We start from the raw sequence: 14,868 nt of genomic DNA on the forward strand, positions 1-14,868 counted from the left end.
GTGCGCCTCAGTGCGCAGATGCCCGGCGGCATCGCATAGCAACCCGGGTTAGGATCAATGCTGTGGTGAATATCAGCCACAACAGCCTGATCAAAGCGTTAACCGTGCTGCCCAACCGGGCCACCGCAACCCCCGGCCGTCAGAACCGTCGTTGCGGCGTTGTAGGCTTTCGGGCCACGAGCCATGCCGGCAGCCTACTCAGCTCGGTGTCGGTAGTTGGTGTGCTCGGCAGTACCTTGGGAGCCAGGACTACCAGCGTTTTGACTCGCATCGGCGACCGTAATCGTAACTGTCTAACCCTACCCGCAGGCTTCAAAGAATCCATCTCGCCCGACAAATTGAAACGTCTGGTCGCACAAATCTCCGAAAAACCTGAAACCATGCAACACTACTATCGTTGATCACGATAGCCTTGCTTGACCAAACTCTCCAAAACCTGGCCTACAAGCCATAATACTTGTCCAACACTAGCAAATCCAAGGTTGTTCCATTCGAAATCAATCGGGCTAATAAATAGGCAAACTAATGCAGTGTGCGAGCTGATCTCAATAACATCTCGATGTCTTCTATTTATAATGTTCCCAGCGGCTGTGCCCTAACGTGGTTGCGATTTCGAGACCAGCACGGGCTAAAACGATTCCGGAGCGGACCACTGTCCTAGATGGTGACATCGTTGTGGGTCGGCTGCGTCAACAGCAATGCAGGCCAGGGGGATCAAGAGAATTTATACGTTCTACAGTTTCGATCAGTAGAGTGGAGAATATGGTGTTATTGCGAATTCAGATCTATTTAATTGCTCGATTTTGGGTCCACATGGTCTTTGGTCGCGATGTGAAGGATGCGATACTTGCCCCGGACCGGGAGAAAAACGAGTCATGAGACTGCTGTTTGCGCTTCTCGGCGCTACCGCCATGATCGGTCTCGCTGCTCCCGCCTGTGCCGGCCCAGATGGCGACGGCAAGGGCCTCCTCGCTGCTCTGCAGCAGACCGACATTGGCTTCAACGAAGCAGGGTCAAGCTGTCGTGTCCGCCAAAGCGGTATGTACGTGCTTGCCACAACGGCGAATCGCGTCTGGAACTAATCCAAGACCACAATCCCGAACTTACCATGGATTACGCAGCAAAGTTAGCTGTGCTTACGGCGAAATACTACTGCTTCCACCAAATCTCTACGGCATAGCGCGACCCTGCAACGTGGGAGGATTGTCAACTCATCGCTGGATCAGTTTTTGTTTTGACCCAGCGGTTCACCCGCCAGCAACGGTTCGGTCGTAATTTAACCGATTCGGTAAGGAGACTTGCCGTTCACCTGTGTCTGGTTGGTTGCCGACGGCAAGATCGTTGCGAGGGTGGTGGTAGGCGCTCATCCCCGTTATCGGGAAAGGATGCGGTGTCATGCACACTACTGGGCATCGCTGATTTCGCGCTCCGACTGGCCGTTGGGATGAGTTGGGCGACCTTATCGGCTTCGAGCGGCAATCGCGGGCACGCATGGCCGAGCCTGCGCACTCAACGTATTGGTGGCCGCCGGGTGGCCAGCCTGGTTGGTGCGCCATGCAGCCGCCATCGAGGACAGCAGCTCCATCAGAGGCGCGTCTTATGTGGTGGCTGAAGTCCGGTTTCTCGACGGCAGTAGGTGTGCTGGCTGCCTCTGGGCACCTGCTATTCATCGTGATGGCCACCGGTAACATCGTTGCCATACTTAATATTATTGGGTCGCTTACTTGGCCGGTTGATCGACCGCGACAACGTCATCGAAGAGGACAAACGCCTGCGGCCATAATCAAGTACAGTTGATCTGTAGTCGTAAATGTGGAAAAGTATGCGTTCGTCCACATCGTGCAACACATCAGCAGCAATGACATCACCCTGCGTGCTATATTCTCCGAGAAGGCCGATGTTGACAACATTGGTTTGGCAGCACAATTGTTTGTGGACGATGATACGCTGGCAAAATTGGAGCGACTGGTGGCGGCACTTTCACGACATCCCAGCATATACGCCGTTCACCGGTACGTGGGCAATCAAGCGCAGGCAGACCGAGGCCTGAACAAGTCGGGCCTCAGCTAGGGGGGGCTGCCGGTCCAGTGCGGTCGTGGCTAGCAAGTCGGAGCGGTGGCTGGTCGATGGTGGATGGGTCCTACGGGTATTGAAGGTGCGCTTGGTGGCCTTGGTCTGTGTGCCATCGGCGACCACCACCTGTTCCCATTCTGGGGGTGACACCGCTACCAGCCGACTCTAGATCGAGAACCCTTACTTATCTCAGGGGACGCGAAGAGTCAGCATCGGTTCTCTGGGCAAGTTATTGATGACGTTGTAGCCGGCATAGCGTCTCATCGGGCGTCCATGGTTATACGACATCACCGACAGGTGCTTGCTATCCGTCTGGGCCCGCAGCCACGTCACCGGCAGCGAACATCGAGGGTACGCCGGTTATTCGTAGATAGTCGTCGACTGGTACCCGGCCTAGTCGGTCGCGTGCGATCGATATTTGATTTGCTCGGTTTGTGAAGCTGGCTCGCATGCCGTACTATGGTGGTTGCGTTCAGCCGCTCTCCCTACGGGAGCGGCCCGCCGCCCGCGCTGACGGCGGCGACGTCGGCTCCTGTCCCGGTCTCAACGCCGTTACCCGTCAAGGCTTGCTCGATCACCAGTCGCGCCAACACGCCCATCGGAGCCAACCAAGAGATTATGATCGATCGGCACCACCCGCGGTGCAATGCCGTCCAGGGCAAACAGTGTCCGAAGCCTGCTCGTCAGCTCGCAGGCCGCCTCGATTCCGGTTGGCCCAGCACCGATCACGATGATTGCGGTCGGGGAGGGCTGCAGCATCTTGGCCGCGCTCTGGGCTAAGGTACGCAAGTGGTGCTCCAATTCGAGGGCGTCGTCGTAGGTGTCGATGTCAAAATCGAACTTGCGCAGATCACTGAATGGTGGATTTGAGTACCTGGTTGCCTACGGTCAGCACGAGTCGGCTGTGGCTGTAGGTCGTACGTTTAACGTGGTGACTGTGTTGGCGTTGGTGTCGATCGCGGTGACTTCTGTGGCGACATGCACAACTCCGGCCAGGTCGAGGACATCAGCTAGCGCAATGCGGAAGCCGCTCAAATTGGTCTCATAGTTGTGAACCCGGATAGTATGAATAAGGGGCTTGGCACTCAAAAATGTGATGTCGACTGTGCCTGCTAACACCTTGCGCTCGTCGAGTTGCTCGCTGGTAGGCACCGAGCACCGTCCACAGTCCCGCGAACCTAGAGCCGATAACAACCATATCGGTTGCCGGCTCGACATTTCCCCAAATTCTTCTGCTGTTGTCTGCCGCTTCCAGCACCAAACCCCACCGCGATATCCAGTAGGTAGCCCTGTGGTTTCTCGCCGCCATTAACAGACGTACCATGCAACCGACAAAAATGCATGTGCCGGCCAGGCCGATATCATCAGAGGCTTACTTGTTGCAGGCTGGGATCGTAGTCTTTTTGATGTGAGTATGTTGGCTGATTTCTGGTCCGGGTTGCTTCCGCAGATACGGGATCCGGTGTTGTTTGCCATTGCATTTTTTTATTGCTGTTAATTCATTGAGGGTATGGCGGCCCGCAAACTGGAATGGGTCTAAACTGCCGTTCCTGAAAATTCCCACACGCCGTAACCACCTGCTGACGCGCATAGCACCCCCGATTCGGTGACAAGTACCTCGATGGGGTTGGTCTCTATCGCCGCTACCACCGGCTGGAGAGCCCTGGCCTGTTTGGTCATGCGGCGATGCATGCGTATCTGCCGCTTTGGCATATACCGGCATCCCAATGGTACGCTTGGGTCATCGCGATACTCGGAGTTGATCTTCTATATTATATACCACCGCATCGCCCATCGGGTTCGGCTGATCCGGGCTACGTATCAGGACCACGACTCGAGCGAATACTTCAACTTCGCCATTGTAATTGCGCCAGAAGTGGAACAACAGCGGCGAGGTTTGATGCGGATTTGGTTGCTCCTGTTGGGGCTTCCCCTTAGGTGGTGTTCTTCGGCTGGTCGCTGAACTTGATCTATCAGTTCTGGGTACATACCGAGCGGGATCGACAGACTACCGCGGGCCTTTGGATTCATCTTCAACGCACCGTTACACCATGGGATGGCAAGGATTTGTACTTCGACAAGAACTACGGTGGTATCTGTATCCTCTGGGACCGGTTGTTCGGTATTTTTCAGCCGGAGCTGTTTCACCCCGCACTACGGCCTAACCAAACAAGTCGACACATTCAACGTGTGAACCTTGCAGGCCCGCGATTATGTGGCGATTGTCCGTGATTGGCGATCGGCGACGCGCCTGCGTGATCGGTTGGGCCACGTCTTAGGACCGCCGGGCTGGGCGTCGCGCAGTACTGCTCAGGCCGAAAACTCCGCCCCGCTGGCTATGTCCCGTTAGCATTACCGCCAGCCAGAGGTGATGACTAAAACAGGGTGGCCGATGTGAAACGCGCTTTTAAGGAGAGATTACGACGTAACTTCAACTTATGGTCGGCAGTCGCGTCGGCTCCAAAGGATCTGGAATCCATGGTGTGCTGTCTGATTATGCGCGCATTCGCTGCGCCGGGCGCCGTCATGACATTCGTGCCTAATCCGCCATCGACAGTGGCCAACGTGGACTCCACGTTGATTTCTCGGGCACGGAAATCCGCCAGGACAACTGCATCTGCACCTTGGGTTACGTCGATCCGAATCTAAAAAAATCGCATTCACTGCCGAACACTGCCGTGGTGGGGGAGTGATAACTGACCGGAACCACAATTTCATCGACCATCTTGCGACATTCCGGGACAACACGCCCAGCAACACGACCGTGGCCATTGAATCAGTTAATTACCGATTATGAGGCGATAGTTCTTGACGATTAATGCGATAGCAAGCAATATTTTGTCTTGTGAGCGTCGACTGGAGTAAAATCCAATCGTGGTGTTTCAGCCTGGACAAACGATCCACCATTTTGTGTTATCACCGGTTAGACTTGTGGAACCGTGGCGAGCGTCAACAACTGGTGGTTCACGCTGGCCCACAGCATCCAGAGTCAGAAACCCGATTCGGAGGGCGGTATACCTGTGGTCAGGGGCAAATTGTCGGGATTTTTAACAGTGTCTGGGGATTTGCCCCGAAGCGGTGTCGTGACAATCCACCTTCAGAATAGGTTCGCCAGGATCTTGGAATGATCTCTAATCCCCTTTAACGCTTATCGCCGAGAAGGGCGAACGTGAACACACCGGAATCAAGGGTGCGGCATCATGCAACTGCTCGTCGGTTGATTCCAGCGTCAATCTGGTGACCTACCCCCTTAGCCTATCAATACTACCCAGCCGAATAGTGCTTCAACAGTCCGGGTTCGGTGGCATCGGCCACCTCACTGATCCCGGCGATGCTGATTCCCAGTTCGTCCAGTTAACGGGATTACCGTGTTAGCGGCCCGCGTGGCGCGGTTCTGCTCTGTATGTCGCGTGGACATTGTGTATATCTCTCGATAGTCTTGCTATACAATCAGATTACTATATGCGAAAACAGGAATTTCGATATTGATTACGCTGCCACAGTGTTGAACGGAATGCATTAGATTGGTGATCTCGGTTGTGTCAGACTGGCTGCGTGGGTAAACGGCAGGACTCGAGGGAGCACGTCGAAGCGCAAATTGTCGAACTGGATTGTCGGCAGCTGATCGATAGCGGTGCAGCTGCCTTGTTTCTACGTGCAATAGTTCGCGATCTGAGCATGGTTTCCTCGGCAGGATACTGCTATGTGTCAAGCCGTGATGAGTAGGTGATCTTGCTGCTTGTCGACGCCTATTCCGAACTGGCCGGACACCTTGGAGCAGGTTTGTTATGTGGTAACCGATCAGTGGACTGACCAGATGATCGCCATCGTGCGAGTGTTGCAGCAAGGGACCAGCACCCCTCGCTCGTTGGGCCTTGCTTTAAGGCAGCCCGGTATCGGGATATTGCGCTCCAGCGGAGAAGAACGTCGGAGTCGACACCTGTGTGGTGCAGCTTTTTCGACGCAGTCGCCGCCAGTATGGCCACCGGGGAGATCAGGTTGACCAATGACCTAGTCCCGCAAACGATGTCATCGAACTTCGAATGGATTCGTCACGTGTTCGGATTGCCCGGCGATGATCATGTCATCGTTTAAGTGCTTTTTGCTGTGGTCAGGCGTGGTAGATGCGACCAACCTGGAGGTCTTCGAACAGTACGGTGCCAACACCCTGACCGAACCGGAGGTAGGGTGTGACATCCAGATGCGGCTGTTGGTGAGTGTGCTGACCCAACATTGGGGGTAGCGCTACTCGCTACTAATAGAACGAATTTGGAATGTGTTCATTAGATTTTCTCCGACCCCCTGCTGCTTAGAGTGGCAAAGTTGTTCTCAAGTCTGCTGCGCCTTTCTGCTGGCCAGCAGGCTGGGCTATCCCGCGAGACGGTGCATTTTTCCGGTTTAGTCGTCGAACACCGATCGCGCGGGTTATTTCCTGGACTTGGACGTCACGGAAACGGCACCTACCGGCCTGTTAGGCGTTCGCAAGTGGATGCGGATTCCCGATGGGTATTTTGCTTCGGATACCTGTAATTACTGCAGCAAATCCACAGATTTTGTGGTGAGCATCTCGCTGAGTTATCTCAGGAACATGCAGTTAGAGCTGATCACGTCGAGTCCGGGGTAAGAGCATCTATAGTGAATTTTGTGTGGTCGTGGATCCGGTTTGTACCACATCTGCACCGAAGTTGAGAGCCTCGATTTTTTGACGCAGTGAATGAAGTGGTGCAGCAGGGCGTGATGCCTGGTGCAATCCAGTTCGCCTATGTCAAAGCCCTAGGCGAGAGTGCCGTTCATTGAGATCGTTTATATCCCAACAGCAATTCCGTTTTTCTACGACTATATAACGCAAGAACAGCGGTGGACTACGAACTTCTAGCCATGGTCAACGTAGACACCGTGGCGTCCTGTTCAGATGACATCGATGTAGTGGTAATCGGCTTCGGTATTGGTGGCGGGTGTGCGGCTGTCGGTGCTGGTGGTGGTGCTCGAGCGCTCCGCCATGGCGGGCGGTACCATTGCATTTGCTGGTGGGCACTTCATACCTAGGCGGCTGAACTGCGGGTCCAGCAGGTGACTGGTCATCCCGCCTCACCTGAGGAGAGGTACAAGTGCTTGGTCGCGTTGTCACCACAACCAGACTACGTTAAGGTGCATGTTTACTGCGCTGGCAGTGTGGAGCACTTCAATTGGTTTGAAGAACTGAGTTTTCAGTTCGAACGCAGTATACTTCCCGGGGAAGGCGGTGATCCAGCCTAACACCGAGGGATTGATGTACGCTAGTAGCGAAAAGGTCTGACCATTCCGCTAGATGGCGGTTGCAGCGGAGGCACAAGGTTCCCGTACCTGACGACATCGGCGGAGCCAGCAATGGTGGTCGACCTGCTGCTCAAGCGGGCCGTAAGCCTGGGTGTGCCGGTGTGCTACGACCGGTGTCACTGTGCTTATTGTGAACGGTGCGGGCTAGAGGCCCGTCTGAACGGCGTGATGTGGAAGCGGTTCGTGGAATCCGGTGCGGTCAAGGTGACGGTGGTCGTCATCGCCGTTGGGCGATTAGTGATGAATCCGGAGAATGGTGGCTAAATACACCTCAAAATTGGCCGAGAAGTTATTCGTGCTCGGCAACGTCTACGACGACGGACTGGGGCATCCGGATGGGCGTATCAGCCGGCGAGGTCACCCTGCACATGGACGGATTTTTTATGACGGCTCCGCTCACCGTCGATTCTGCTCATCGGGATCATCGTCAACAAGCTAGGATAGCGGTTCGTCGCCGAAGACTCCTGCCATTTCAGGATTGTCGGATTGATCATGGATCAGCCAGATAGCGTCGCGCTTTTGATCGTCGACGAAGTGCATCTGGAGGCATCTCACGATGCCATTGGTTCCCGCTGATTGACGGTTGGGAGGGCATCACCGAAATAGGGGTCGCACTCGATATCCTGCAGGGCAACCTGATCGTGGCACTCGATCGCTACAACACCTACGCCGCGTTCGGCAGCGACCGTCACATTATCTGCAATCAGTGCGCGTTTCCCACAGGTACAGCTGGCCGGTGAATTGGTCTATAAGCCTAACGTGGCAATGCGCGGAATGTCGGCACTGCCCGTGCAGGTCTGATACGCCGGCTCGTGTTGTGTGTTGGTGATTGTTGTAGCGTGTGATTGTGTGGGGGGGGGTGTCTGTGGTTTGGTTTTGGTTTCGGTGAACGGTGTGGTGTGTTTGTTGTAGCTATTGCTGTAGGTGGGGATTGCGGTTTCGAGGTTGTTGACATCGGTGAACGTGTTGTGGCCGGTGGTGGTGAAAAAGATTTCGGTTATATCTCAGCCGTGAGCAGCTTGTCGGTGTAAAGTGCAGTCTGGCTTGCTGGTTATTGTCTGGCCAGGTCCGGCTGCTGGGGGTTTGTGGGTGGCGTAGTTGTCGCAGATGACGCGCAACTGGATGTGTGGGTGTGTTTTGGTGGCGAGTTTGAAGGTAGTAGCCCAATCCGGCTTGGGTGCGATCCAGCTGCTTGGATCTGGGGCTTCATTGTTGACGTTGAGCACAACCACCGCCGCGGGTTGAGTGAGCCTGGGCGTGGTGCCGCGGATACTTTCGATCCGTTTCCCAGACTGCTTGCCGACCCTGGTGCACGCGTCTTTGCCCACCAGGCTCTCCACGGTTATTGCTGTTAGGAGGTGGGACGCTGGTCCAAGGGATGAGGATCGTGGTGCTTCGGTAGTGGTACCGGTCTGGTACCGCGGCCGGGTTCAACCGGGTGCTCTCTTTTGCCTCAATCGGTTTTCACCGTTCTTCGGAGGTGGTGAACCGACGATGAATGTCTTTCCACCTCCAGCGATACCGTGCTCGAAACCATCGAATGACCCGTTACCACGCGAAGTGGCACCGGCGGCTAAGGGTGTGTTTGCAGGCCATGGACCGGACGTAGTTGGTCCACCTGCGCAGGATCTGGTTTGATCGTGTGCCAGCACACCACCGGATTGCGCTGTGATTTCCTGTTCGTCAGGGCACGGATCTTGGCTTGCACACACCGTTGTGTCCGGTCGGCGATAGAAGTCTAGACATGCCACTTGGTCGTTCTGTTCTTGCGTTTTCACCCGGTGTGTCAGCTGCGAAAGTCCACACCGTTACCGAGATGCATGATCTGTGTCTTTGCAGCCGACAACTGCAGACCCAAAGACGTAAGCACCGAGTCGATTTCATTTGCAGGGCTTCAGCGTGTTTGATTGTGTTGTCCTCGGCAGGCCTTTGGATGAGCCACCGACTACACAGGTAAGCAGTTGACATCGAGCCGCCCGGCTTCCATGGCCCGCATCAGATGTTCATCGAGCGCAGACAAGGCGATGTTGGTCAGCAACGACGACAAGATATCGCCCTGAGCCGTTTCGGTGTGAGTGTTCTCGTGCTCACCAGACTTGGTGAGCACACCAGCCTGAAAAACGTCTTCACCAGGACCAGTACGTGTTTATCCTTGACTTGCAATCACATTCCGCTCCAGCAAGAGCGGAATGTGAGCTGAAGTCACGGCGCACCTCGATGTCTGGCAATACAGCACCCATCGATAGCCTTGAGTGCTGTATTGGTCAAGCTCGGCGATCGCGTCCTGAGATCGCCGCTTGGGGTGGAACCCAGGGGGACTGGCGCGAAATCGGTCTCGAAGACAGGACCCAGCACCAGCTTCAACGTATCCTGAACGATTCGATCCGCGATAGCCGATGTACCGAGCTTTCACAGTTTCCCAACCTCCGGATTCGGGAATCTTACGTTTCCGCACCAGCAGCGGTCGCAACGAACCGTCCTTCAACCAGTCCGCAGGTGGTCAAAACCCGCTACCCCGACGATTTCTTCGCCGTGGGCGACGGTCTAGTCCCCACGCCAGCAGTTATTCGCCCCCATGGTCGCCTGTGACCGGGTCAAACACCACCAACAACGTCGCGGGATCACACACGAGATTGAACAGGTCATCGAACTTGCCAGCCACGATCGACCGCAGCCCCACGATGAAGTTTGACTGTATCTACGATACCCGTCACCAAGGCCCCAACCGGGCCGGTTGATCAAGAGCGCCGACAATCACCGGCGTGTCGTCGACAGTACAGCATCTTTTCCTTCCTCCAACCCGCTGCCATCCTTTCTCCACGCGCACGGGCCTTTCCCCGGCTCAAAGTACTACGGTGACCCCGCCTCTGACCCGATCGACCGACGATGAACCCAACCCGATCAAGCGTGTTGGCCGCACAGCACCCAGGCAGGACCTAGGACGGTTCCCACCCTCCCCGGCGTCACCCAGGCCAGGCTGCTACCGCTTCACCGTTCTTGCTGCGACAGGACCGGCGGCGAAGATCTCTCACCTTCACGTTCAATCATCAAGGCTGCGTAGCGCACATAGATCCAGGTAGAGCCCGACCACATCACACAGTCTGGCCTCCCGCCCGGGAACTTGACAGTCTCCACACGATGCGGCTGGATGCCCCTATTTACGCCAAATCCACGCGACCGAGGCGAATGCGATCCCCAGCCGATCAGCCATCAACCGCGCCGCCCAATGCGTCACACCCAGATAAACGAGCGATTCACCCGTACCCACCAACATCTCTTACAAGCACCGAAGCACATCCCGTCCCCGGCGTGCCCGAACCAGGATATCAGTATTTAGCCACCCCACCGGACACCACCAACCCAATCCACGCCCGCGTCACTTGCCCCACCAGCACACACGACGCCCTCGTCAACCACTCCAGCCGACCCCGATCACCAACGCGCAACTCCAAGGCGGCAACCACATACACCACCCACTTACCTCAACCAACCAAACGTACCCACCCAATAACACACACCACTAAAGCAAACCGTCTTCGGACTTAGTGGCCAATATGGTGTTATCTTTCCCGAACGCGCCGTAGTCACGCCGAATATCAAGCTATCCCACCGACATCCTCGGGTGCTGGCTCCGCCGCCGATGTCGTGGCCATTATAATCTGTTGCGAATTATCCTGGTTGACAAAAACAAGAGCCTAGTCTGATCCCGGGCCGTCGACTACCATGACTCAACTCAAGTATGAATCCTTTGATTATACGTCATCCACCTGTTTGGCTGGCAAATCCTGCGCAATTTCATATGGCTCTGGTCCAGGGGCCTAGCGACTGGACAGTCAGTTATATGTAGACTTTCGCCCTCTGGATATTTCTTAAATTCCGTCGCGAACATATCGCTCATGTCCTGGTAGCTGTGGACGTTAGGAACGTTGCAGAGTTTCCTCCTCCATTAGGAAATAAGGGGCGTTATCGTCCACTTAATCGCTGCGGGACGGTGTCGTCTAGTGGAATTTGTGGTACGTTATTCCAGTCGGCCACACCCGCTGCTGCCCGGACGTTGGTGGCTTTGGTGTCGTCATTAGAAATCCGCGCCAGCGGCAAGGGGGTTGGTGCCCTGCTTATGGATTATTTTGGATTATTTCGGCCTGAGCGGCGATTGCCTGGCAGAGCTGGCACTGCGTGCTATGGCGCATCGCGTTGATACCTCGTTCGGTGACCGCAGGAACAAGACTGGTTGTTGTGGCGGCATACCTCGGCATTAGTTGTTACTCAGCTGCGCAGTGATCCCCTCTGTAGGTCACCGGCGGCTGCCTCGAGGGCTTCTGGTTCTACTGTCACCCCAGTAGGGAGGGAAAGGATGAGGAATTCAGGATCTTCCCTATTCGATCTGGCCGAGATAATCGTTTACTGCTCACACACCCCAGTCACACACCCCAGCGATCTGAGTTCACGCGGCGTACCGACGCTCTTGCCGGTGGTGAATTGCAGCAAAAAGTAACTGGTGTGCAGTGCCCACGACAGGGCGAAGCCACCCAAACCACGGCAGCTCAGAAGTTACAGTGGTGCATAATGCACACTCTTGAACCAGTCAACCGGGCGGTTTCGCATGGTGGGCGCTATATCGGGTGTGACTGTTGCTCCCTACCGTCCTAGGCCTGCAGGCTCGTCGGCTAACTTTGTGCCGTGACCGTGGGTGAACGAAACCAGGTGCGGCTGGGTCGTCGGGGTGGACGATTTTCAGACCCAGCCCAGTATGGCTCAAACCGGCAACTGATCAAGGTGAACTTTCGGTTCAACAGGTGAAGACGTGGTTTAGCCAGTGTTTGAGCGGTCGTCGACGCTGGCTAGCTGCTGACGGCTTTACCTGTACAGTAAGCCAATTGTCGGCTTTCTATGGAACACTTCCTTGACGTGAGCACAGAACCTCGGTGGACCGAAGCCCAGCGGGTTGTCACCCTCGCGGCGATCGACATTGTGAAGACGTTCTTCAAAGCGGACCGAGACGCCGCGAGTGCCAAGATCAACGAGTATCTCAGGCGGATCGGCAGTGAGGGCGTCATTGCGGGTTACAACGGCCTGTGCGGGATGCTCGTCAAGCACGTTGCCGAAGTGACTGGTGAGGATCCTATGGCGGTCGTCTATCGGGCCGAGGAGACTGCACGCAACGTGTTGCCGGAAGAGGCAGAGTGATCGGGTGCGTTGTTTGTGTGGGATCCCAATACACCGCCGCACCTAGGGGGGCCTCTAAAAACTGGTCACAGCCCAATCATGCCGGCGGTCGTTCGGACACGTTAGTCGTACACTGGGGGCCCTGGAGGTACGGTACAATTAATTAGCAACCTTTGCTATATACCCTGGAATTAAATTTGTTTCACCCTTTTATTCCCTTGTGTGATTATTTCACTATAATTATAGCAAAATCAATTGTATAATTCATTGCAACATCTGAAGCAAAATTTCATTTCCTATAACTAGAGCATTGTTATTTTTCGGTTATGTGACTGCTCTCGCTGCGCTATAGTTTTTGATCAATAATACCCCTGAAATCCTCTATAGTTCCGGATGAAAATTCTCCCGCAACGATCGACTTTTAGAGTTCAGTTTCGTGGATATCGAATGTCGCAACTGACCGGTCGATATTTTGGAAGTAGATTCAATACCGGTAATGTGTAAACCGCTTTGTTGCAACGGGGTATTTAGTATGGAACTTATCCCAATTTCTTGGTGATCGACTGGAATGGTCGCTATACGGTGCTGACTTTTCCTGGAGGAGCTGCTTTATTCGGCTGTGAACACGGTGGCGTGTCTATCGGTGGCAGGGACACCTAACAAGCCCAGGTTACTCATCACGTGTATCCCGCCGATATTGCCCGGCCAGGAGGATGGCGTTTTACCTTCCCATCCGATGTCGTGATCTGATCTACCGAGCAGATATTTTTTTATGACTTGGATCATGATTATCGGTTTTGCCTATCTAATTACAGATTGATAACAAAAGTTCTTATGGCGCCTTAGATCCTATTTTTGGGTGTATAATTTTGGTTTTTATGTGTGTGTATAGATAACCGATAGATGTGTTGTCACGACAAATTTGCTTAAGGTGGAGAAAAATGCGACACACGCACACTGTCCGGTACAGGATTTGACCTGGTAACCAAGTACTCTGGCTCTTCTCGCAAAGATAATCCCATAAGCGGGAGAAACGGAAGGTGCGAGCATAACGTGGGCTGGCAATGATCTTCATCGTCGTTAAGTTTTAGACCAGACCTGAGTGGAGCGAACGCTGGCCTGATTTGGTTGCGTCGTTCATCGCTGCCACTTGTGTCGAAGCGGGCAGTCTGTAGTTCGGATGGTCCCGCAGACTGGACAACTCGGCAGAATACGTTCTGGTGGATGTCTTCCGTGACAATGGATGTGGGCCCATCCATGTCAACAGCGACCACTTCAGGCAGGCTATGCGCGAGTTGCTGCAGGTCATGACTTCGACCCCCAGGATCATCAGCCAGATGATCGAGGCGACGGGATGGTCGGCGATGGGGGAGATGTCGCTCGACTAGCCGGTGATGGTCGATTCACTGTTGAAAACCGCGATTTCGTCACCCAGCCAATAACTTGTTTCCAACGGAAGTGCATAATCGCTCCAAAACGAGCCCGGGTCGAACCAGGTCAAGTCCTTCTCCGTGACAAGCAATCTTATGTTCTAATTAGGTGTTCACCCAGTACGCTGTCTCTAGACTTCTAGACTTATTGTGCGCCGTTGGTCCTGGTAGCCGCTGCGTCTTCTCCTGAATCTTCCTGTCCAGCAAAACTAGTAACCGAGTACAGTCATTGAGAGTCGGGACACAGCAGCGCAGTCAGCGGCCGGTCAACCGTACGGCGGTCTAAACGCGGTGTCGTTCCTCCATGCGATCACACGTATGTAGTGGTGCATTCTTTTGTTTACGGCTGGCATATGGCGTCAACTGACGCAGCCAGCATTGCCGGGTTTGCTGTAAGACGGCTTGCCTCAGATAGTCAAGCTGAACGACGCGGTGGTTGGTTCCGGTCCGCATGTCGAAGAGTTTGTCGCCTAGTTTGACATGTCGATCAGTGGCGGCCAGTCGTCAATGGCAGCCGCTATGCTTACGGTGGTTCATCGGACTATTCGTCAATGTCTGGATGGCACAGTCGGCCCGCGAACGCTCCCGAAATAGTCAGAGATCGTCGGCCTGGTTTTCGTTGAGTGCTTTATCCAGGGCGAGCGTGTTCGATTTCACACCAGCACGATAAGCGCAGATAGCCTATGGACAGGCGTAGCGTTTGGAAGTTGATCGGGCTGGCCGGTGTTGCCGGCGTCGTCGCTAGCAGCGCGCTGGTCCTGCGCGATCAACGGAAACGACGTGCCTACACGGCCAGCGAAATCCGGTCCTGACTGCATCAGTGGCTGGCCGAATCCCACTCGGAGGGTTTTCAAGTCAAATCGAGGTCAGCAGCCGCTTTGGC

Annotated in this window: 8 protein-coding genes and 6 pseudogenes; 9 read left to right on the forward strand and 5 right to left on the reverse strand. The window is 54.8% G+C overall.

The genetic code is table 11. The features are described 5' to 3' along the window. Positions 1-62 precede the first annotated feature (62 nt). From MLPF_RS06465 to MLPF_RS17280, 3 genes and pseudogenes are all read left to right on the forward strand, one after another. Positions 63-401: a hypothetical protein gene (locus MLPF_RS06465; RefSeq protein ID WP_050039011.1), complete on the forward strand. Its 339-nt coding sequence runs from the start codon at positions 63-65 to the stop codon at positions 399-401. 474 nt (positions 402-875) lie between these two features. Next, positions 876-1,082, forward strand: coding sequence for a hypothetical protein (locus MLPF_RS06470; RefSeq protein ID WP_162196894.1), 207 nt, complete (start codon positions 876-878; stop codon positions 1,080-1,082). Positions 1,083-1,444: 362 nt separating this feature from the next. Continuing rightward, a pseudogene (locus tag MLPF_RS17280) lies at positions 1,445-2,070 on the forward strand (MgtC/SapB family protein). Between the two features lie 3 nt (positions 2,071-2,073). Here MLPF_RS17280 and MLPF_RS16205 read toward each other — a convergent pair. Together MLPF_RS16205 and MLPF_RS17285 are read right to left on the reverse strand one after the other, a co-directional pair. After that, positions 2,074-3,271 (reverse strand): annotated as a pseudogene (locus tag MLPF_RS16205) (FAD-dependent oxidoreductase); the annotation flags it as partial. Positions 3,272-3,609: 338 nt separating this feature from the next. Further along, positions 3,610-3,753: a hypothetical protein gene (locus MLPF_RS17285; protein WP_156147021.1), complete on the reverse strand. Its 144-nt coding sequence runs from the start codon at positions 3,751-3,753 to the stop codon at positions 3,610-3,612. 1,875 nt (positions 3,754-5,628) lie between these two features. Between MLPF_RS17285 and MLPF_RS16210 the strand changes: the two are divergent. From MLPF_RS16210 to MLPF_RS16215, 3 pseudogenes are all read left to right on the forward strand, one after another. Then, positions 5,629-6,316, forward strand: a pseudogene (locus MLPF_RS16210) (TetR/AcrR family transcriptional regulator). A gap of 189 nt (positions 6,317-6,505) precedes the next feature. After that, positions 6,506-6,949, forward strand: a pseudogene (locus MLPF_RS06510) (VOC family protein). 2 nt (positions 6,950-6,951) lie between these two features. Then, positions 6,952-8,075: pseudogene (locus MLPF_RS16215) on the forward strand (FAD-binding protein); the annotation flags it as partial. Positions 8,076-8,393: 318 nt separating this feature from the next. On the opposite strand, the gene MLPF_RS06525 reads toward MLPF_RS16215, so the two are convergent. From MLPF_RS06525 to MLPF_RS06535, 3 genes are all read right to left on the reverse strand, one after another. Then, entirely contained in the window at positions 8,394-8,729 is a 336-nt protein-coding gene (locus MLPF_RS06525; RefSeq protein ID WP_237817196.1) for a hypothetical protein, read from the reverse strand. Positions 8,730-9,334: 605 nt separating this feature from the next. Next, a complete protein-coding gene (locus MLPF_RS06530; RefSeq protein WP_193386758.1) occupies positions 9,335-9,496 on the reverse strand; it encodes a hypothetical protein in 162 nt (53 codons plus the stop codon). A gap of 1,219 nt (positions 9,497-10,715) precedes the next feature. Further along, positions 10,716-10,859 (reverse strand): hypothetical protein, encoded by a 144-nt coding sequence (locus MLPF_RS06535; protein WP_156147023.1) that lies wholly within the window; start codon positions 10,857-10,859, stop codon positions 10,716-10,718. 1,438 nt (positions 10,860-12,297) lie between these two features. Between MLPF_RS06535 and MLPF_RS06540 the strand changes: the two genes are divergently transcribed. The 3 genes and pseudogenes from MLPF_RS06540 (at position 12,298) to MLPF_RS15685 (ending at position 14,797) form a co-directional block, all read left to right on the forward strand. Beyond that, positions 12,298-12,576 (forward strand): hypothetical protein, encoded by a 279-nt coding sequence (locus tag MLPF_RS06540; protein ID WP_236684916.1) that lies wholly within the window; start codon positions 12,298-12,300, stop codon positions 12,574-12,576. A 1,103-nt stretch (positions 12,577-13,679) separates the two neighbouring features. Further along, a pseudogene (locus MLPF_RS06545) lies at positions 13,680-13,943 on the forward strand (putative quinol monooxygenase). 725 nt (positions 13,944-14,668) lie between these two features. Beyond that, a complete protein-coding gene (locus MLPF_RS15685; RefSeq protein WP_272946091.1) occupies positions 14,669-14,797 on the forward strand; it encodes a hypothetical protein in 129 nt (42 codons plus the stop codon). The last annotated feature ends 71 nt before the right edge of the window (positions 14,798-14,868 follow it).

The sequence above is a fragment of the Mycobacterium lepromatosis genome (assembly GCF_000975265.2).
In the GTDB taxonomy this organism is placed as follows: Bacteria; Actinomycetota; Actinomycetes; order Mycobacteriales; family Mycobacteriaceae; genus Mycobacterium; species Mycobacterium lepromatosis.

Excerpts from the sequence above, each read along its gene's own strand:
- MLPF_RS06470 (WP_162196894.1), top strand. The coding sequence starts at position 876 with ATGAGACTGCTGTTTGCGCTTCTCGGCGCTACCGCCATGATCGGTCTC.
- MLPF_RS17285 (WP_156147021.1), bottom strand. The coding sequence starts at position 3,753 with ATGACCAAACAGGCCAGGGCTCTCCAGCCGGTGGTAGCGGCGATAGAG.
- MLPF_RS15685 (WP_272946091.1), top strand. The coding sequence starts at position 14,669 with ATGGACAGGCGTAGCGTTTGGAAGTTGATCGGGCTGGCCGGTGTTGCC.